The sequence below is a fragment of the Serratia sp. (in: enterobacteria) genome, assembly GCF_052400455.1.
Classification (GTDB): Bacteria; Pseudomonadota; Gammaproteobacteria; order Enterobacterales; family Enterobacteriaceae; genus Serratia; species Serratia ureilytica.
Map to the genome: position 1 here is coordinate 426,216 of NZ_CP185812.1, position 20,157 is coordinate 446,372.

18 protein-coding genes are annotated in these 20,157 nt (G+C 59.2%); 15 read left to right on the forward strand and 3 right to left on the reverse strand.

Annotation, left to right across the window (positions count from 1 at the left end; genetic code table 11):
- The first annotated feature begins 8 nt into the window (after positions 1–8).
- From infB to yedF, 10 genes are all read left to right on the forward strand, one after another.
- Positions 9–2,699: a translation initiation factor IF-2 gene (infB, locus tag ACORQT_RS01995; protein ID WP_019453339.1), complete on the forward strand. Its 2,691-nt coding sequence runs from the start codon at positions 9–11 to the stop codon at positions 2,697–2,699.
- A gap of 70 nt (positions 2,700–2,769) precedes the next feature.
- Positions 2,770–3,180, forward strand: a complete 411-nt coding sequence (rbfA, locus tag ACORQT_RS02000) for a 30S ribosome-binding factor RbfA (protein WP_004933508.1) — start codon at positions 2,770–2,772, stop codon at positions 3,178–3,180.
- The gene (gene truB, locus ACORQT_RS02005) at positions 3,180–4,124 is read left to right on the forward strand and encodes a tRNA pseudouridine(55) synthase TruB (RefSeq protein WP_033641660.1); all 945 of its coding nucleotides are present in this window, start codon (positions 3,180–3,182) and stop codon (positions 4,122–4,124) included. Before rbfA ends, truB begins: the two co-directional genes overlap by 1 nt.
- 124 nt (positions 4,125–4,248) lie before the next feature.
- Positions 4,249–4,518 (forward strand): 30S ribosomal protein S15, encoded by a 270-nt coding sequence (gene rpsO / locus ACORQT_RS02010; protein ID WP_004933502.1) that lies wholly within the window; start codon positions 4,249–4,251, stop codon positions 4,516–4,518.
- A gap of 256 nt (positions 4,519–4,774) precedes the next feature.
- Positions 4,775–6,892 (forward strand): polyribonucleotide nucleotidyltransferase, encoded by a 2,118-nt coding sequence (pnp, locus tag ACORQT_RS02015; protein WP_016929321.1) that lies wholly within the window; start codon positions 4,775–4,777, stop codon positions 6,890–6,892.
- A gap of 128 nt (positions 6,893–7,020) precedes the next feature.
- Positions 7,021–7,905 (forward strand): lipoprotein NlpI, encoded by an 885-nt coding sequence (gene nlpI, locus ACORQT_RS02020; protein WP_004933495.1) that lies wholly within the window; start codon positions 7,021–7,023, stop codon positions 7,903–7,905.
- A 122-nt stretch (positions 7,906–8,027) separates the two neighbouring features.
- Positions 8,028–8,102, forward strand: coding sequence for a protein YrbN (yrbN, locus tag ACORQT_RS02025; protein WP_223182019.1), 75 nt, complete (start codon positions 8,028–8,030; stop codon positions 8,100–8,102).
- A complete protein-coding gene (locus ACORQT_RS02030) occupies positions 8,092–10,014 on the forward strand; it encodes a DEAD/DEAH family ATP-dependent RNA helicase (protein WP_033641661.1) in 1,923 nt (640 codons plus the stop codon). Before yrbN ends, ACORQT_RS02030 begins: the two co-directional genes overlap by 11 nt.
- A 145-nt stretch (positions 10,015–10,159) precedes the next feature.
- Entirely contained in the window at positions 10,160–11,374 is a 1,215-nt protein-coding gene (gene yedE, locus ACORQT_RS02035; protein ID WP_016929320.1) for a selenium metabolism membrane protein YedE/FdhT, read from the forward strand.
- Positions 11,371–11,610: a sulfurtransferase-like selenium metabolism protein YedF gene (gene yedF, locus ACORQT_RS02040; protein WP_061799849.1), complete on the forward strand. Its 240-nt coding sequence runs from the start codon at positions 11,371–11,373 to the stop codon at positions 11,608–11,610. The genes yedE and yedF overlap by 4 nt, the downstream gene beginning before the upstream one ends.
- A 36-nt stretch (positions 11,611–11,646) precedes the next feature.
- Here yedF and ACORQT_RS02045 read toward each other — a convergent pair whose 3' ends face one another.
- Positions 11,647–12,660 (reverse strand): luciferase-like monooxygenase, encoded by a 1,014-nt coding sequence (locus ACORQT_RS02045; RefSeq protein WP_033633542.1) that lies wholly within the window; start codon positions 12,658–12,660, stop codon positions 11,647–11,649.
- A 232-nt stretch (positions 12,661–12,892) separates the two neighbouring features.
- Between ACORQT_RS02045 and ACORQT_RS02050 the strand changes: the two genes are divergently transcribed.
- The 5 genes from ACORQT_RS02050 to ACORQT_RS02070 all read left to right on the forward strand — a co-directional run bounded on the left by ACORQT_RS02050 (position 12,893) and on the right by ACORQT_RS02070 (position 18,050).
- On the forward strand, positions 12,893–13,864 hold the full coding sequence (locus ACORQT_RS02050; RefSeq protein ID WP_033638900.1) for an HlyD family secretion protein: 972 nt from the start codon (positions 12,893–12,895) through the stop codon (positions 13,862–13,864).
- Entirely contained in the window at positions 13,846–15,000 is a 1,155-nt protein-coding gene (locus tag ACORQT_RS02055) for an ABC transporter permease (protein ID WP_042783536.1), read from the forward strand. The genes ACORQT_RS02050 and ACORQT_RS02055 overlap by 19 nt, the downstream gene beginning before the upstream one ends.
- Entirely contained in the window at positions 14,997–16,136 is a 1,140-nt protein-coding gene (locus ACORQT_RS02060) for an ABC transporter permease (RefSeq protein WP_016929316.1), read from the forward strand. The genes ACORQT_RS02055 and ACORQT_RS02060 overlap by 4 nt, the downstream gene beginning before the upstream one ends.
- Positions 16,137–16,705: 569 nt before the next feature.
- On the forward strand, positions 16,706–17,494 hold the full coding sequence (locus ACORQT_RS02065; protein WP_047025094.1) for an alpha/beta hydrolase: 789 nt from the start codon (positions 16,706–16,708) through the stop codon (positions 17,492–17,494).
- Between the two features lie 13 nt (positions 17,495–17,507).
- A complete protein-coding gene (locus ACORQT_RS02070) occupies positions 17,508–18,050 on the forward strand; it encodes a chorismate mutase (protein WP_042783539.1) in 543 nt (180 codons plus the stop codon).
- 128 nt (positions 18,051–18,178) lie between these two features.
- On the opposite strand, the gene ACORQT_RS02075 is transcribed toward ACORQT_RS02070, so the two are convergent.
- Together ACORQT_RS02075 and ubiU are read right to left on the reverse strand one after the other, a co-directional pair.
- Positions 18,179–19,057 carry a U32 family peptidase gene (locus ACORQT_RS02075; protein ID WP_042783540.1) on the reverse strand — a complete coding sequence of 293 codons (879 nt, stop codon included), beginning with the start codon at positions 19,055–19,057 and terminating at the stop codon, positions 18,179–18,181.
- 11 nt (positions 19,058–19,068) lie between these two features.
- A complete protein-coding gene (gene ubiU, locus ACORQT_RS02080; RefSeq protein WP_016929314.1) occupies positions 19,069–20,064 on the reverse strand; it encodes a ubiquinone anaerobic biosynthesis protein UbiU in 996 nt (331 codons plus the stop codon).
- Positions 20,065–20,157 lie beyond the last annotated feature (93 nt).

A 20,157-nucleotide genomic window follows, 5' to 3' on the forward strand; every position in this document is an offset into this window, starting at 1 on the left:
GGAACAGCATGACGACAGATGTAACCGTAAAATCGCTGGCAGCAGAGATTCAGACTCCGGTTGATCGCCTGGTACAGCAGTTTGCTGATGCAGGGATCAACAAGTCCGAGTCGGACTCTGTTACCCAGCAAGAAAAAGAAACATTACTGGCGCACCTGAACCGTGAACACGGCAGCGCGCCGGGTAAACTCACTTTGCAGCGCAAAACGCGCAGCACCTTGAATATCCCGAGCACCGGCGGTAAAAGTAAATCGGTGCAAATTGAGGTCCGCAAGAAACGCACTTATGTAAATCGCGATACGCAGGAAGCCCAGTTGGCTGAAGCGGCAGAGCAGGCACAGCGTGAAGCGGAAGAGCAGGCACGGCGCGAAGCGGAAGAGCTCGCAAAACGCGAAGCGGAAGCGAAGCGCGCAGCCGAAGAGCAAGCCAAACGTGAGGCCGCGGAGATTGCTAAGCGTAATTCAGCGGAAAAAGAAAAAGTGACCAATCAACATACCGACGAAATGACCAAGCCAGCTCAGGCGGAAAAAGCACGCCGTGAAGCCGAAGCCGCTGAACTGAAACGTAAAGCGGAAGAGGAAGTGCGCCGCAAGGTTGAAGAGGAAGCCAAGCGCGTGGCGGAAGAAGCCCGTCGCATGGCCGAAGAGAACGGCGAGAAGTGGGCCCAGGCCGACGCGGCTAGCGCTGCGGTTGAAAGCGCCGACTATCACGTGACCACCTCTCAGCACGCCCGTGCCGCTGAAGACGAAAACGACGCCAAAGTTGAAGGCGATCGCCGCAGCCGCACCCGCGGCGGCAAAGCCACCAAGCAGAAGAAAGGCAACAAGCTGTCCGAATCCAAAGCGGATCGCGAAGAAGCGCGTGCCGTTACCCGTGGCGGCAAAGGCGGCAAACGCAAGCCTAGCGCTCTGCAGCAGGGCTTCAACAAGCCGGCGCAGGTGGTTAACCGTGACGTGGTGATCGGTGAAACCATCACCGTGGCCGAGCTGGCCAACAAGATGGCGGTCAAAGGTTCTCAGGTCATCAAAGTGATGATGAAACTGGGCGCCATGGCCACCATCAACCAGGTTATCGACCAGGAAACCGCACAGCTGGTTGCCGAAGAGATGGGCCACAAAGTTATCCTGCGTCGTGAAAACGAGCTGGAAGAAGCGCTGATGAGCGACCGTGATACGGGCGCTGCGGCCGAGCCGCGCGCGCCGGTCGTGACCATCATGGGCCACGTTGACCACGGTAAAACCTCTCTGCTGGACTACATCCGCTCCACCAAAGTGGCGGCGGGCGAAGCCGGCGGCATTACCCAGCACATCGGTGCCTACCACGTAGAAACCGAGAACGGCATGATCACCTTCCTGGACACCCCGGGCCACGCCGCGTTTACCTCGATGCGTGCTCGCGGTGCTCAGGCGACTGACATCGTGGTTCTGGTGGTGGCGGCCGACGACGGCGTGATGCCACAAACCATCGAAGCTATCCAGCACGCGAAAGCGGCGCAGGTGCCATTGGTGGTTGCGGTGAACAAAATCGACAAACCGGAAGCCGATCCGGATCGCGTTAAGCAGGAACTGTCTCAGTACGGCGTTATGCCGGAAGAGTGGGGCGGCGAAGCGCAGTTCGTTCACGTGTCCGCGAAAGCCGGTACCGGTATCGACGAGCTGCTGCAGGCCATCCTGCTGCAGGCCGAAGTGCTGGAGCTGAAAGCGGTTCGCAGCGGCATGGCGAGCGGCGTAGTGATCGAGTCCTTCCTGGATAAAGGCCGTGGCCCGGTTGCTACCGTGCTGGTTCAGGAAGGTACGCTGAACAAGGGCGACATCGTCCTGTGCGGCTTCGAATACGGCCGCGTGCGTGCGATGCGCGACGAGCTGGGCCGTGAAGTGACCTCCGCCGGTCCGTCTATCCCTGTGGAAATCCTGGGTCTGTCCAGCGTGCCTGCAGCGGGTGACGAAGCGACCGTGGTGCGTGACGAGAAGAAAGCGCGTGAAGTGGCGCTGTACCGTCAGGGCAAGTTCCGCGAAGTCAAACTGGCGCGTCAGCAGAAGTCCAAGCTGGAAAACATGTTCGCCAACATGACCGACGGCGAAGTGTCCGAGCTGAACATCGTGCTGAAATCCGACGTACAGGGTTCTTGCGAAGCGATCAGCGACTCGCTGCTGAAACTCTCCACCGACGAAGTGAAGGTGAAGATTGTCGGCTCCGGCGTAGGTGGGATCACCGAAACCGACGCGACGCTGGCTGCGGCTTCCAACGCCATCATCCTGGGCTTCAACGTGCGTGCCGACGCTTCTGCGCGCCGCGTGATCGAAGCGGAAAGCCTGGATCTGCGTTACTACTCCGTGATCTATAACCTGATCGACGAAGTGAAGCAGGCGATGAGCGGTATGCTGGCGCCGGAATACAAGCAGCAGATCATCGGCCTGGCCGAAGTGCGCGACGTGTTCAAATCGCCTAAGTTCGGCGCTATCGCCGGCTGTATGGTTACCGAAGGGACCATCAAGCGTCACAACCCAATCCGCGTACTGCGCGACAACGTGGTTATCTATGAAGGCGAGCTGGAATCCCTGCGTCGCTTCAAAGATGACGTTAACGAAGTCCGTAACGGCATGGAATGTGGTATCGGCGTTAAGAACTATAACGACGTGCGCGTCGGCGACATGATCGAAGTGTTCGAAATCATTGAGATCCAACGCACCATCGCTTAACGATTGCACATCTGCTTATATCTGTTTACGGGGGGCCTTTGTGCCCCCCGATTTGTCTGGAGAATCCAAAATGGCAAAAGAATTCAGCCGCGGTCAACGCGTGGCGCAAGAGATGCAGAAAGAGATTGCGATCATTCTGCAGCGTGAAGTGAAAGATCCGCGCGTCGGCATGGCGACCGTTTCCGGCGTGGAAGTGTCCCGCGACCTGGCGTATGCCAAGGTTTACGTCACCTTCCTGAACGTGCTGACCGAGAACCACGATCCGGATCTGGTCACCAACGGCATCAAAGCGTTGCAGGACGCTTCCGGCTATATCCGCACCCTGCTGGGCAAAGCGATGCGCCTGCGCGTGGTGCCGGAGCTGACCTTCGCTTACGACAACTCCCTGGTGGAAGGCATGCGCATGTCCAACCTGGTGACCAACGTGGTGAAGAACGACGCAGAGCGCCGTTCCGCCTCAGGCGATGACAAGGAGGATTAATGAGTCGCCCTCGTCGCCGCGGCCGTGACATCCACGGCGTGCTGTTGCTGGACAAGCCGCAGGGGTTGTCGTCCAACGATGCGCTGCAAAAAGTAAAACGTCTGTACAACGCCAACCGAGCGGGCCATACCGGCGCGCTCGATCCGTTGGCGACCGGCATGTTGCCTATCTGCCTGGGCGAAGCGACCAAGTTTTCGCAATACCTGCTCGATTCCGACAAGCGCTATCGGGTGATCGCCAAGCTGGGGCAGCGTACCGATACCTCCGACGCCGACGGGCAGATCGTGCAGGAGCGCCCGGTGAACTTCACCCAGGCGCAGCTCGACGCGGCGCTGGACACCTTCCGCGGCGACATCCAGCAGGTGCCGTCGATGTATTCGGCGTTGAAATACCAGGGCAAGAAACTCTACGAGTATGCGCGCCAGGGCATCGAAGTGCCGCGCGAAGCGCGCAGCATCACGGTGTACGAGCTGCAGTTTATCCGCTGGGAAGGGGATGAACTCGAGCTGGAGATTCACTGCTCGAAAGGCACCTATATCCGCACCATCACCGACGATCTCGGCGAGCTGCTGGGCTGCGGCGCGCACGTGATCTATCTGCGCCGCCTGCAGGTGGCGACTTATCCCATCGCGCGCATGGTGACGCTGGAACAGCTGAACGCCTTGGTGGCGCAGGCGCAGGAACAAGCGATCGCGCCCGGCGAGCTGCTCGATCCGCTGCTGATGCCGATGGACAGCCCGGTTGAGAACTATCCGGAAGTGAATTTGCTGCCGGTGGTGGCGGGTTACGTCAAGCAGGGGCAACCGGTGCAAGTCGCCGGCGCGCCGGCTTCCGGCCTGGTGCGTATCACCGAGGGTGAAGAGCGAAAATTCATCGGCGTTGGCGACATCGCCGAGGATGGTCGCGTGGCGCCGCGCCGCCTGGTGGTCGAGCATTTCGACTGACGGCGGGGCACTGCGTCGCCTTGCGATCGCACTGCGCTAAGAGTAGAATGGCGCAGCTTATGCATTGGGTTGCTGAATTAGAGATCGGCGCCTGTTTTTATTATCTATAATCTGGAGTATTACAATGTCTCTAAGTGTTGAAGCTAAAGCTCAAATCGTAGCTGATTTCGGTCGTGGTACTAACGACAGCGGTTCTACCGAAGTTCAGGTTGCCCTGCTGACTGCGCAGATCAACCATCTGCAAGGCCACTTCTCCGAGCACAAAAAAGATCACCACAGCCGTCGTGGTCTGCTGCGTATGGTTTCTCAGCGTCGTAAGCTGCTGGACTACCTGAAGCGTAAAGATGTAGCACGTTATACCAGCCTGATCGAGCGTCTGGGTCTGCGTCGCTAATCTAGCAAGTTTCAGTGGAAAGGGGCCTATTTTGGCCCCTTTCTTCTAGGAAGCATAAGCAAATCAGGTTAATGTATTACTGATGTTTCCAAACAGGTTCTTCCGTTACAGAGGTTCGCGCGGCTAATGAGAGGCTTTATCTCCCGCCTGAGATAAGGATTGTCATTAGTCGCGAGGATGTAGTGAGAAGGCAAATCGAGTCACAGGCGTGTCGAGTCGTCAATGCGATTGCGCGCCGTTAATCAAGGATATAATTTTGCTGACACCGATCATTCGCAAATTCCAGTATGGCCAGCATACCGTCACCATCGAAACCGGTATGATGGCGCGTCAGGCCACCGCCGCCGTTATGGTGAGCATGGATGACACCGCCGTATTCGTTACCGTCGTTGGCCAGAAAAAAGCCAAGCCGGGCCAGAGCTTCTTCCCGCTGACCGTTAACTACCAAGAGCGTACCTACGCCGCCGGCCGTATCCCGGGCAGCTTCTTCCGTCGCGAAGGCCGTCCGAGCGAAGGCGAGACCCTGACTTCCCGTCTGATCGACCGCCCGATCCGTCCACTGTTCCCGGACAGCTTCCTGAACGAAGTTCAGGTGATCGCGACCGTGGTTTCCGTTAACCCGCAGGTGAACCCGGACATCGTTGCGATGATCGGTGCCTCTGCCGCCCTGAGCCTGTCCGGTATTCCGTTCAACGGCCCAATCGGCGCCGCGCGCGTAGGTTACATCAACGATCAGTACGTACTGAACCCGACGACCGACGAACTGAAAGAAAGCCGTCTGGATCTGGTGGTTGCCGGTACCGCCGGCGCGGTGCTGATGGTGGAATCCGAAGCTGACGTGCTGAGCGAAGATCAGATGCTGGGCGCCGTGGTGTTCGGCCACGACCAGCAGCAAGTGGTTATCGAAAACATCAACGCGCTGGTTGCCGAAGCCGGCAAGCCGAAGTGGGATTGGCAGGCGCCTGCGGTCAACGAAGCGCTGCACGCGCGCGTGGCTGAACTGGCCGAAGCTCGCCTGGGCGACGCTTACCACATTACCGAAAAACAAGAGCGTTACGCTCAGGTTGACGCGATCAAAGACAGCGTGGTTGAAACCCTGCTGGCGCAGGACGAAACGCTGGACGCCGGCGAAATCCAGGACATCCTGGGCACCGTCGAGAAGAACGTGGTGCGCAGCCGCGTACTGCGTGGCGAGCCGCGTATCGACGGCCGTGAAAAAGACATGATCCGTGGCCTGGACGTGCGCACCGGCGTACTGCCGCGCACCCACGGTTCTGCGCTGTTCACCCGTGGCGAAACTCAGGCGCTGGTTACCGCGACCCTGGGCACCGCGCGCGACGCACAGAACCTGGACGAGCTGATGGGCGAGAAGACCGACAGCTTCCTGTTCCACTACAACTTCCCTCCGTACTCCGTAGGCGAAACCGGCATGGTCGGTTCTCCTAAGCGTCGTGAAATCGGTCACGGTCGCCTGGCGAAACGCGGCGTATTGGCTATGATGCCTAAACCGGAAGATTTCCCGTACACGGTTCGCGTGGTGTCTGAAATCACCGAGTCCAACGGTTCTTCTTCCATGGCTTCCGTGTGCGGCGCGTCTCTGGCGCTGATGGACGCCGGCGTGCCAATCAAGGCTGCCGTTGCGGGTATCGCGATGGGCCTGGTGAAAGAAGCCGACAACTATGTGGTTCTGTCCGACATTCTGGGTGACGAAGATCACCTGGGCGACATGGACTTCAAAGTGGCCGGTAGCCGCGACGGTATCACCGCGCTGCAGATGGACATCAAAATCGAAGGCATCACCCGCGAAATCATGCAGGTGGCTCTGAACCAGGCCAAGGGCGCGCGTCTGCACATCCTGGGCGTAATGGAACAGGCTATCAGCACTCCGCGCGGTGATATCTCCGAATTCGCACCGCGTATTCATACTATCCGCATCAACCCGGATAAAATCAAAGACGTGATCGGTAAGGGCGGTTCCGTTATCCGCGCGCTGACCGAAGAGACTGGCACTACCATCGAAATTGAAGATGATGGTACAGTTAAAATCGCTGCGACCGACGGTGAGAAAGCGAAATTCGCTATTCGTCGCATCGAAGAGATCACGGCAGAGATCGAAGTGGGCCGTATCTACCAGGGTAAAGTGACCCGTATCGTTGATTTCGGCGCATTCGTCGCTATCGGCGGTGGTAAAGAAGGCCTGGTGCACATTTCTCAGATCGCCGACAAGCGCGTTGAGAAAGTGACCGACTATCTGCAGATGGGTCAGGAAGTGCCGGTTAAGGTACTGGAAGTTGACCGTCAGGGCCGCGTGCGTCTGAGCATCAAAGAAGCGATGGCGCCGGAAGCAGGTTCACCTGCGCCTGAAGCAGAATAATTGTATAGATAGTTTTACAGCTCCCCGCCACGGGGTTGGGAGCTGTTCGTATCGCGCGGGTAGGATGCCCGCGTTTTAGCAAACGGAGGACAGGACGTTCATCCAATGTTTGTCTTCGGGAGTGGGAAATGAAGCCTTTCTTGCGCTGGTGTTACGTTGCGACAGCACTCATGCTGGCAGGATGCAGCAACCATGATTGGCGTAAAGACGAAGTTTTGGCAATCCCGTTGCAGCCTACGTTGCAGCAGGAAGTGATCCTGGCGCGCATGGAACAAATTCTTGCCAGCCGGGCACTGACGGATGACGAACGCGCACAGCTTTTATATGAGCGCGGTGTGCTGTATGATAGCCTCGGGTTACGTGCATTAGCGCGCAATGATTTCTCGCAGGCGCTGGCGATACGTCCCGACATGCCGGAAGTTTTCAACTACCTGGGCATTTACTTAACGCAGGCAGGCAATTTTGATGCTGCCTATGAAGCGTTTGATTCTGTACTAGAGCTTGATCCAACTTACAATTACGCGCGTTTAAACCGGGGCATCGCACTGTACTATGGCGGCCGCTTCCCGTTGGCGCAGGATGATCTGCAGGCGTTTTATCAAGACGACCCAAACGATCCCTTCCGTTCGTTATGGCTGTATCTGGTGGAGCGAGAAATCGATCCCAAGAAGGCCGAGGTAGCGCTTCAGCAGCGCTATGACAAAGCGGACAGAGGGCAATGGGGATGGAATATTGTCGAATTCTACCTGGGCAAGATCAGCGAAAAAACGCTGATGGAACGCCTCAAGGCAGATGCAACGGATAACACTTCGCTCGCTGAGCATCTCAGTGAAACTGACTTCTATTTGGGTAAACACTACCTGAGTCTGGGGGACAAGGACACCGCTTCGGCGCTGTTCAAACTGACGGTGTCTAACAACGTTCACAACTTCGTTGAGCACCGCTATGCATTGTTGGAATTGGCGCTTTTGGGCCAAGAGCAAGACGACCTATCGGAATCGGACCAGCAATAGCTGACGAACACCTATCAGCCTGATGAACATTGGTTTTTAACCAAAGTTATCGCCTTAACGGGCGAGGGCTTTTTTGTTCGTTTTATAATCTAATTTGAGCCGGTTCACACTTTTCAATGAAAATGACTGAAAATTTTCTCGACGAGTTATGTAGACTGGCTGCCATTATTAATGAGGCACGTGTACATGACGACTGAGTTTGAAACCTCTTTTGCCGATCTGGGGCTGTCTGCTCCAATCATTTCCGCCCTGAACGATCTGGGCTATGAAAAACCATCTCCGATCCAGGCTGAGTGTATTCCTCACCTGTTGAACGGCCGCGACGTGCTGGGCATGGCACAGACCGGTAGTGGTAAAACTGCAGCGTTCTCGCTGCCGCTGCTGCACAACCTGCAGGCAGACCTGAAAGCACCTCAGATCCTGGTGCTGGCACCGACCCGCGAACTGGCGGTTCAGGTTGCCGAAGCGATGACCGATTTCTCCAAACACATGAACGGCGTCAACGTGGTAGCCCTGTACGGCGGCCAGCGTTACGACGTGCAGCTGCGCGCTCTGCGCCAGGGCCCGCAAATCGTTGTGGGTACCCCAGGCCGCCTGCTGGACCACCTGAAGCGCGGCACCCTGAACCTCTCCAACCTGAGCGGTCTGGTGCTGGATGAAGCCGACGAAATGCTGCGCATGGGCTTTATCGAAGACGTAGAAACCATCATGGCTGAGATCCCGGCTGAACATCAGACCGCGCTGTTCTCCGCCACCATGCCGGAAGCGATCCGTCGCATCACCCGCCGCTTCATGAAAGAGCCGCAGGAAGTGCGCATCCAGTCCAGCGTCACCACCCGTCCGGACATCAGCCAGAGCTACTGGTCGGTCTACGGCATGCGTAAAAACGAAGCGCTGGTGCGTTTCCTGGAAGCCGAAGACTTTGACGCGGCGATCATCTTCGTTCGTACCAAGAACGCGACCCTGGAAGTGGCCGAAGCGCTGGAGCGCAGCGGTTACAGCAGCGCCGCGCTGAACGGCGACATGAACCAGGCGCTGCGTGAGCAGACCCTGGAGCGCCTGAAAGACGGTCGTCTGGATATCCTGATTGCCACCGACGTTGCGGCCCGTGGCCTGGACGTTGAGCGCATCAGCCTGGTTGTCAACTATGACATCCCGATGGACTCCGAGTCTTACGTTCACCGTATCGGCCGTACCGGTCGTGCGGGCCGCGCCGGCCGCGCGCTGCTGTTCGTGGAAAACCGCGAACGCCGCCTGCTGCGCAACATCGAACGCACCATGAAGCTGACCATCCCGGAAGTGGAGCTGCCGAACGCAGAACTGCTGGGCGAGCGTCGTCTGGCCAAGTTCGCCGCGAAAGTTCAGCAGCAGCTGGAAAGCAGCGATCTGGATCTGTACCGCGCGCTGCTGACCAAACTGCAGCCGGAAGAAGAGCTGGATATGGAAACCCTGGCCGCAGCGCTGCTGAAAATGGCTCAGGGCGAGCGTCCGCTGATCCTGCCACCGGATCCGGTCTTCAAGCCGCGTCAGCGTCGTGAGTTCAACGACCGTGACGATCGCCGCGGCGACCGTCGTGACAGCCGCGACAGCCGTGACGGCGATCGTCCGCGTCGCGAACGTCGTGACGTTGGCGAAATGCAGCTGTACCGCATCGAAGTGGGCCGTGACGATGGCGTAGAAGTCCGTCATATCGTTGGCGCTATCGCTAACGAAGGCGACATCAGCAGCCGTTACATCGGCAACATCAAGCTGTTCGCTTCCCACTCCACCATCGAGCTGCCAAAAGGCATGCCGGGCGAGATCCTGAATCACTTCACTCGCACTCGCATCCTGAACAAGCCGATGAACATGCAGCTGCTGGGCGATGCACAGCCGTTCGAACGTCGCGAGCGTCGTGACGGTGGCAACGGTGGCGAGCGTCGCGGCAACGGTCGTCCGTTCAACGGCGAACGTCGCGAAGGCGGCCCACGTCGTTCCTTCGGCGAACGTCGTGAAGGCGGTAACGGCGGCGAGCGTCGTGGCGGTAACTACAACCGTGACGGCAAGCCGGCGCCACGCCGTGATGACGGCGCCCCGGCGGCACCACGTCGTCGTTTCGGCGACGCGTAATCGCCGATTCACCGTTCGCGGTGAGCGCTCTGAAAAACCAGCCTGTGGGCTGGTTTTTTTATGCCTGAAAATTGCCGTCAAACGCCCCTGAATGGCGTATCATTCATAAGGTTTTTTCTTACGGATGATATGCACGGGAGATGCCATGAGTTGGCAGCAGTTCAAATCTCAATACCTGGTGCGCTTTTGGGCGCCGCTGCCGGCGGTGATCGCCGCCGGGATCCTCTCTACCTACTACTTCGGCATGACCGGCACCTTCTGGGCGGTGACCGGCGAATTCACGCGCTGGGGCGGCCATGTGCTGCAGTGGTTCGGTCTGCACCCTGAGCAGTGGGGCTATTTCAAGGTGATCGGTTTGCAGGGCACGCCGCTGGAGCGCATCGACGGGCGCATGATCATCGGCATGTTCGCCGGCTGTATCGCCGCCGCGCTGTGGGCCAACAACATCAAGCTGCGTCAACCGCAGCATCGCATTCGCATCGTGCAGGCGCTGCTGGGCGGCATCATCGCCGGTTTCGGCGCGCGCCTGGCGATGGGTTGTAACCTGGCGGCATTCTTCACCGGCATTCCTCAGTTCTCGTTGCACGCCTGGTTTTTCGCGCTGGCGACCGCCGCCGGTTCTTACTTCGGCGCCAAATTCACGCTGCTGCCGATGTTCCGCATCCCGGTCAAATTGCAAAAGGTGAAGGCCGCCGCGCCGCTGACGCAGAAGCCTGAGCAGGCGCGCCGCCGCTTCCGGCTGGGCATGGCCGTCTTCGGCCTGGCGGTGGCCTGGTCGCTGTGGACACTGTTCGATGCGCCGAAGCTCGGCATCGCCATGCTGTTCGGCATCGGCTTTGGCTTGCTGATCGAGCGCGCGCAGATCTGCTTCACTTCGGCGTTCCGCGATCTGTGGATCACCGGCCGCACCCACATGGCGAAAGCCATCATCATCGGCATGGCGGTGAGCGCCATCGGCATCTTCAGCTATGTGCAGCTCGGCGTGGCGCCGAAGATCATGTGGGCCGGCCCGAATGCGGTGCTGGGCGGTTTGCTGTTCGGCTTCGGCATCGTGCTGGCCGGCGGCTGCGAGACCGGTTGGATGTACCGCGCCGTGGAAGGGCAGGTGCACTACTGGTGGGTGGGGCTGGGCAACATCATCGGCGCTACGCTGCTGGCCTATTACTGGGACGACCTGGCGCCGGCGCTGGCGACCGACTACGACAAGATCAACCTGCTCGATACCTTCGGCCCGATCGGCGGCCTGCTGGTGACTTACCTGCTGCTGGCGCTGGCCTTCGCCGCCATGCTGTGGTGGGAGAAACGCTTTTTCCGCGCCCGGCCTGAGGCGCAGGTGGTGAATTTGAGGAGCATGCCATGAAAGCAACAGCGATAGTGCCGGACTACCGGCTGGACATGCTGGGCGAGCCTTGCCCGTACCCGGCGGTGGCGACGCTGGAGGCGATGCCGCAGCTGAAGCCGGGGGAGATCCTGGAGGTGATCAGCGATTGCCCGCAGTCGATCAACAACATCCCGCTCGATGCGCGCAACCACGGCTACAAGGTGCTGGATATCCAGCAGGACGGGCCGACCATTCGCTACCTGATCCAGCGTTAACGCCAAGGCGGTGGGGATCCCACCGCCTTTTCGCTTTTAGCCCTTCACGATGTCGCCCTTCACGCCGGCGACGATCTCGAACGAACGCAGCCGCGCCTGATGATCGAAAATCTGGCCGTTTACCATGATCTCGTCGGCATCGGTTTCACGCAGCAGCGTTTGCAGCCCGTGGCGCACCGTTTTTTCATCGCCGACGATCGACATCCGCAGCGCCTGCTCGACGCCGTATTGCTCGCCGGCGGTCCACAACGCGTGAATGTTATCCACCGGCGGCGGCAGCGGGCCGGGCGAACCGCGGCGCAGATTGATGAACTGCTGCTGCATCGAGCTGAACAGGAAGCGCGCGTCGCGGTCGCTGTCGGCGGCGATCACGTTGACGCAGACCATGGCGTGCGGCTGCGCCAGCTGTTTGGACGGTTTGAAGTTCTCGCGGTACAGCTGCAGCGCCTGGAACAGCATATCCGGGGCGAAGTGCGAAGCGAAGGCGAACGGCAGGCCGAGCTGCGCCGCCAGCTGCGCGCTGTAGAGGCTGGAACCGAGCAGCCAGAGCGGCACATGCAGCCCCTGGCCCGGCACCGCCTGCACCGGTTGCCCGGGCTGCGCATCGCAGAAATAATTTTGCAGCTCCTGCACGTCGCGCGGGAAGGTATCCACGTCGCCGGACAGGTGGCGGCGCAGCGCCATCATGGTGCGCTGATCGGTGCCGGGCGCGCGGCCCAACCCCAAATCGATGCGCCCAGGGTAGAGTGACTCCAGCGTGCCGAATTGTTCGGCGATCACCAGCGGCGCATGGTTCGGCAGCATCACGCCGCCGGAGCCGAGGCGAATGCTCTGGGTGCCGGCGGCCAGATAGCCCAGCAGCACCGAGGTGGCGGCGCTGCCGATGCCGGTCATGTTGTGGTGCTCGGCCAGCCAGTAGCGCTGGTAGCCCCAGCGTTCGGCGTGCTGCGCCAAATCCAGCGAACAGTGAAAAGCGTCGCGCGCCTTGGCCCCTTGCGGGATTGGCGATAAATCCAGTACCGAAAGCGGTACGGCAGTGTGTTCAGTCATGACATCGTCCATCAGAGAGTGGATCGCTTAAAGGGCGATTGCAGGAGTCTGCATACTAAAAGGCCGAAAAAAAGATGCTTTTTAGTGTTAAAAGCATAATCCAATTTATAGTTATAAAAGAGGAGATATGTGCTTGTGATATCCTCATGAGTGCAATGGTGTTTTTTGGAGCAATTTGAGACATGGAAATGATTATCCCCGCCCGCCGCTTACCGTTCCGGGAGCTGACATAATGAAAAAAAAGACGCTGTTTACCCTGTTGCTGATGTTGGCGGCGATCGCATTGGCGATCCTGTTCCGCGCGCACAATCAGGATCTGTTGCTGCAGGGTGAAGTGGATGCCCCCGAAGTGATCGTCGCATCCAAGGCGAAAGGCCGGGTCGTTGAACGCCTGATCGAACGCGGCGACGACGTGAAAAGCGGCCAACTGATCATTCAACTTGATAGCCCCGAACTGATGGCGCAACTGCGTTCCGCACAGGCGACGCGCGACGAGGCCAAGGCGCAGCTCGAGCTGTCGCTGCACGGCACCCGTGAAGAGAGCATCCGCAACCTGCGCGCCAACCTGGCGCAGGCCGAGGCGCAGTACCGCAATGCGCAAAACGACTACAACCGGAACCTGAGCGTGGCCGGCAAGGGCTATATCTCGAAGTCCGAGCTGGACGCTTCGCGCCGGTCGCGCGACACCGCCTTCCAACAGGTGCAGGCCGCCAAGGCCAATCTGGATGAAGGCATCAACGGCGACCGCGTCGAGCAGCGGCAGCAATATGCGGCGGCGCTGCGGGCGGCGGAAGAGAACCTGCTGCAGATCCAGGCGCAGAGCGACGATCTGCAGGTGAAAGCGCCGGTAGACGGCGAAGTGGGGCCGATCCCGGCCGAAGTGGGCGAATTGCTGAACGCCGGCAGCCCGCTGGTGACGTTGATCCGGGTGCCGGACGCCTACTTCGTGTTTAACCTGCGTGAAGACATCCTGGCCCACGTGCGCAAAGGCGACAAGGTCAAGCTGCGGGTGCCGGCGCTGAAGGACAAAATGATCGACACCGAGGTGCGCTACATCGCGCCGCTGGGGGATTACGCCACCAAACGCGCCACCCGCGCCACCGGCGACTTCGACCTGAAAACCTTCGAAGTGCGCCTGTATCCGTCACAGCCGGTGGACGGCCTGCGTCCGGGGATGAGCACCTTATGGCAATGGAAAGAGTAAGGGCCGGCTGGCGCTGCTTCAGTCACGCGTTCGACAAAGAGTGTCGCGTCGCCTTTCGCAGCCCGGTGGTGCACTGGCTGAGCTGGATCTTTCCGCTGATCCTGTTTGCGCTGATCAGCAGCAACTTCTCCGAAGGCACGCTGCTCGATCTGCCGGTCTCGGTGGTGGACAGCGATCACAGCCCGCTGTCCAAATCGCTGACGCGGCGGCTGGACGCCGGTTCGCACGCCCACGTCGAGGCTTACGGCGGCGGGTTGCCGGAGTCGCTGAGCCGCCTGCGCAGCGCGCAGGATTACGCGTTGCTGTATATCCCGCCGGATCTTGAGGCCAACGCGCTGTCGGGCAAACAGCCGAGCGTGGTGATGTACTACAATGCGTTGTTCTACGGCGCCGGGCTGTACTCCACCCAGGACTTTGGCGGCCTGATGAACGAAATCAACGCCAGCACCCGCAGCATCATCGCCACCGAGATGGGCAAGACGCTGCCGCCGTTGGCGGACGTGACGCTCTCCTACGGCAGCCTGTTCAACGCCAGCGGCAGCTATATCTATTACCAGCAGTTCGCCGCCACCATCCATCTGCTGCAGCTGTTCGCGGTGACCTGCATGATCTACGTGCTGGCGCGCAGCAAGTCGCTGCTGCAGGCCAAGCCGTTCAGCCTGGCGCTACTCGGCAAGCTGGCGCCGTACACGCTGTGTTTCACCACCCTGCTGATGGTGGAGATCGCGGCGCTGGTGGGCATCTTTGACGCCCGCGTCAGCGGCAATCCTCTGTTTATGCTGATGATCGGCCTGTTCTACGTGATGGCGGCGCAGAGCATCGGCCTGCTGCTGTACACCTTTACCGGCAGTACCATCACCGCGTACAGCCTGATCGGTATTTTGGTCAGTATCGCGATGACCTTCTCCGGCATGGCGGTGCCTGAGCTGTCGATGCCGCTGCCGGCGCGCATCATTTCCAACATCGAACCGCTGACCCACGCGCTGTACGCGATGTTTGACGTGTTCCTGCGGCAGGTGCACGCCAGCGCCATCTTCAGCGTGTGCGCGCTGCTGGCGGTCTATCCGCTGGTGGCCGCGCTACTGGTGCGCAATCGCCTGCCGGCGCGGCTGGCAAAAGAGGGGGACGCCGGATGAAGCTCTATTGGCAAACCTTCGTTAAGGTGCTGCTCGGCATGCTGGAGCGGCCGGTGTGGCTGATGCTGATCCTGTCGCTGTGCATCATGAGCCTGGTGTACGCCAACCGCACGGTCTGGGATCTGCCGGTGGGGGTGGTCGATCAGGATCACAGCACCGCCAGCCGGCAGCTGATCCGCCAGCTGGACGCCACCTCCAAGATAGCGATTGAAACCTACGACAGCCTGGAACAGGCGCAGCGCGATCTCAGCTGGCGCAAGCTGTTTGCGGTGATCATCATGCCGGTGGATCTGGAGAAGAAGATCCTCAGCGGGCAGAACATCGTGGTGCCGGTCTACGGCGACGCCACCAACCGCCTGGCCAACGGCCAGATCCAACAAGACGTGGTGGCGGCCTATCAGCAGCTGCTGACGGAGTACAACAACGGGCTGCTGCTGCGCAGCGGCTTCAGCGAACGGCAGGCGCAGATACTGCTGACGCCGATACTGGGACAAACGCTGGACGTGTTCAACCCCGGCATCAGCTTTGCGGCGATCATCTTCCCCGGTCTGTTGGTGATGCTGTTGCAGCACTCGTTGCTGATCGCCTGTATCCGCGTCAATATCGCCATGAAGAGCATGCCCGGTGGCAAAGCGCCGCTGGCGGCGCACCTCGGCGGGCTGACGGCGCTTCTGCCGATCTGGCTGTTCCTGTCGATCGTGCTGTTCGTGCTGTGGCCGTGGGTATTGGGCTATAGGCAGACGGCGAACATCGCCGAACTGCTGCTGCTGACCTTCCCGTTCCTGCTGGCGGTATTGGGGCTGGGCAAGCTGGTGACCGAGTGCCTGCGCAGCGTCGAGATGATCTACCTGACGCTGGCGTTCATCACTACGCCGGTCTTCTACCTGTCCGGCACCATCTGGCCGCTGCAGTCGATGCCGGCCTGGGTGCGCGCCATCTCGTACAGCATTCCCTCCACCTGGGGCACCAAGGCGATCGCCGGCGTCAACCAGATGGGGCTGTCGTTGAATGAAGTATGGGGCGACGTGGTGATGATGCTGATACTCGGCGTGGTCTACACCCTGCTGGGCTTCGGCGTGGCCTTCTTGCGCAACAGCGTGGCGCTGCGCGGGATGTTCAGGAAGCGGCGGGCGTAAGGGGGAGGCATTGATGCCTTTCCCGGTGACGTTAAAAGATAATTAATCCAATGGGGTATTGCGTTATCCCCGCGGCCGGCGGGGATAACGCAAAGCGACCACAACCCGGCAATCGGGTTTCGGCCGCGCATAAGCTTTACTCGCTAGCGGCACGCAGCAACCCCTTCTTGAAATTCGGTCTGGCCCGCCGACAATCACGCACACCTTCAATCACGCCTGTTTGTGTTGCAGTGTTATGTTCTCTTTTTGATAAGGCTATTCCTAATTCTTTCAAATTTATCATCCCTAAAAAATAACCATTCGACTATTTAGCCAAAAGTGATATTTGCCGGGATAGAACATTGCTTATCCAATTTTAATTGTTATATTTCTATTTCGCCTAAAATGATTAAGTTTTCTTAATTGTTTATGTGTGTGATGAACTCCTCGGGATTTACGATCTTAGCGTGCGGAAATCATTAATTGTAGGATAATTAAATGGATTGCTCGCTCATAGTCATGAGATTGGTCTGTAAACGGGATGTTTCAGATAGGTGCCGTTATGTAACAAATATGAAGGAGCATGATGTATGACGGGTAAATTAAGCGTTCAAACGGTTCTGTTTGAATATCATGGACAAAAATATAAGGTCTTCCTGGCATGCGATAAACGGCATGTTGGGTGCAACGAATTAAATCCGTTGTATTTTTTAGATGCCAACAGACACTTTGAGACCCTAATTAAGGCGGGTTATCACGGTGATGATGTATCCCCTGTGCTTTATATTGGGATCGGTTATCAGGAGGGGGTCGATATTAAGGCGGCTCGCACATTTGACTATACGGTGAGCGATGGCAGCGAGCGCTTTAAAGACGGGGGCGGAGCGGAGCAATTTTATCGATTTATTCAGGATGTCGTCAAACCATGGGTCGAATGTCGTTTTAAGGTCAATAAGCAAATGCAAACGCTGGCGGGGCATTCGTTTGGCGGGCATTTCACCTTATACGTGGCGTTTCATCATCAAACGGCTTTTCAGCGCTATGTTGCCGCCAGTCCCGCGCTCTGGTGGGCGAATGGCGCAGTGCTGCCCGAAGGCGATGTTAAGCTTGCCGCAAGCATTGATTGGTTATCGCTGCTCTTAGGCAGCCGCGAGGAGCGGGCGGAGCCGGACAGTACCGATCTTGAGAAAGAGATCTTCCAGCGCATAGGGGATAACCCAAGGTTGAAGGTCAGGAATCTGGCGTCGCAGTTAGTGAAAGACGGCGAGCGCTGCAGCTTCGAGTTTCTTCCCGGGCGCAAACATCCGGCGGTGGCAAAAGATTATGCACGCATAGCGAATTTCGTTGCGAGCCAAAAACCACTGCCAACAGGGCTGTGACAGGAGAGGTTAAATGGATTTTAAAGTGACGAGAGGGTTGCTGCTTTTGGCTGGATTATTTTTCTCTATCACGGCGGTGGCAAAGCCTGTTCAAACCGACGAGACCGCCTCATTGATTAACCAGCGATTGTCTTACATGAAAGACGTTGCCGGGTATAAGGCAAACAACCATCTGGCCATTGAGGATTTGCCTCAGGAGGCCAACGTATTGGCCAACTCAGTCCGCGAGGCGGAAGCATTGGGATTGGATGGCAAGTCGGTGGCTCCTTTTATACAGGCGCAAATGGATGCGGCCAAAGCGATTCAGTATCGCTACCGGGCAGACTGGCTGTCGGCGCCGGAAAACGGCTGGCAGCCTGAATCGCTGGACAGTGTGAGAGCGAAAATCAGCCGGCTGAATACCCAGATTTTGACCAGCGTCAGCAATAAATTGAAGAAAGGCGAGCGCTTTAATGACAGGTTTGTTTTTATGAAATCCCTGGAACAAACCCACCTGAAAGTTGGCGATAAAGAACGCCTGTGGCAGTCATTAAAGCGAATTGCGTTGAAAGGGTAATCGCCTGCCGTTGTTCTGGCTGAATGCGCCCGATGTGTGGTTTCGGGCGCATTCTCCTCGCGGGCGGCCAGCTGAATAATAGCGTTGAAAGGCCTCTCTGGCGAGGGAAAGCCCGGCGCCGGCCTCCATCACTCCACCAACGCCAACCCGGCCACGCGGCGCCAGTAGCCGTTGCAGTCGGCGTGGTCGGTCAAGGCCAGCGGCTGCTCGCCGCGCTCGTTGGCGCGGAAGGCATCGATCTGCGCCAGCGTCTTGGCGCCCTGCGGCGACAGCCGCACGATGTCCACCAGCTCCTGCATGTTCGGCAGCTCGTTACCGAGGTTATAGCAGTAACCGCTCATCGTCTGGATGCCGTTGAGTACGAACACCTGTTGTTGTTCCTGCGAACGCATCATGCGGCCCTGCGGATACTTGATGCAGCAGGTTTCGCACTCGTCCTTGCCGCGGTTCTCCGAGCGGGCGGTGAAGCAGCGCGCGGAATAGGCCAGCGGCAGATGGCCGTAGCTCAGCACCTCCACCTCGAAGTCGTGGCGGAAGCCCAGCTCGTCGCACTGCGTCAGCAGATTGGCCAGCCAGTCGCGCGACAGCTCGACCGGCATGCACCAGCGGATCATGCCCTGACGGCGCAGCAGGCGCAGGGTATAGGCGTTGTAACAGTTCAGCGCATGGCCGGCGACGAACGGCAAGCCGCGCTCCGCCGCCATGTTCACCGCGCCCAGATCGTTGGCTTCAAACAGGAACTCGCCGTTTTCCACATAGCGTTTCAGCTCATTCAGTTCGGACGGCGCCTGCAGCAGCGCCAGCGTGGAGATCACCACCTGTTTACCGCTGCGGGCGATTTCGCGCGCCAGCGCCAGCCAGTCGCCGACCTTCATCTCGCGGCGCTTGGCGCAGACGCTCTCGCCGAGATAAATGATGTCGGCGCTGCTGTCCGCCGCCAGTTGATAGAACGTTGCGATGTCGTTTTTCGGCCAGTAGTAGAGTACCGGCCCGAGTGCGTATTTCATGTTTCCTCCGGCTACTGCCATTTGCGGTGATAGGCGCCCAGCGTGGTTTGGGTGCCTTCGGACATCGCGCCCAGCGTCTCCATCCAGGCGGCGTCGGCGCGGTAGGCGGCCGGATCGGCCTGGCAACGGTCGATCGCCTGGCGCCAGACGCGCGCCACCTGGCTGACGTAAGCCGGGCTGCGCTGGCGGCCTTCGATCTTCACCGAAGCGATGTTGGCGGCCAGCAGCGCCGGCAGCAGCTCCAGGGTATTGAGGCTGGTGGGCTCTTCCAGCGCGTGGTAGCGCACGTCGTCCACCAGATAGCGGCCCTTGCACAGCGTCGGGTAACCGGCGTTTTCGTGGTCCTGATAGCGGTCGATCAGCACGTCGTTCAGGCGCGACTCCATGCCCTGTGCGGTTTGCTGCCAGCGCACGAATCGCGCCGGCGAACAGGCGCCGACGGTGTTCGGCGACTCGCCGGTCAGGTAGGAGGAGAGGTAGCAGCGCCCCTCTGCCATGATGCATAGGCTGCCGAAAGCGAACACTTCCAGCGGCACCGGGCTGGTACGCGCCAGCTGTTTCACCTGGTGCATCGACAGCACCCGCGGCAGCACCACCCGGCCGACCTCGAAGTTGCGTTGGTAGAAACGGATCGCCTCCTCATTGGTGGCGGAAGCCTGCACCGAAACGTGGCGCTCCAGCTGCGGGTAGCGCTGGGCGGCGTATTCCAGCATCGCCAGATCCGCCAGAATCAACGCGTCGGCGCCCAGTTGGGCGGCCATATCCACCGCACGCTGCCAGCGGGCGTAGCCGTCGGGATGGGCGAAGGTGTTGATGGCGATATGCAGTTTGCGGCCGTGGCGATGCACGTAATCGACCGCTTCCTGCAGCTTTTTCTCGGTGAAGTTGAGGCCGGCGAAGTGGCGCGCGTTGGTATCGTCTTTCAGCCCGATGTAAACGGCATCGGCGCCGTTATCCACCGCGGCCTTCAGGGCCGGCAGGTTGCCGGCGGGACAAAGCAGCTCCATAGATTTATCCTGGCTTAGCCGTACGCCCGGCCGGGCGCACGCTGTCTTTAAAGGTTGCCGACGACGGTGTTCCGCCGGCAAACGCGAATCGGG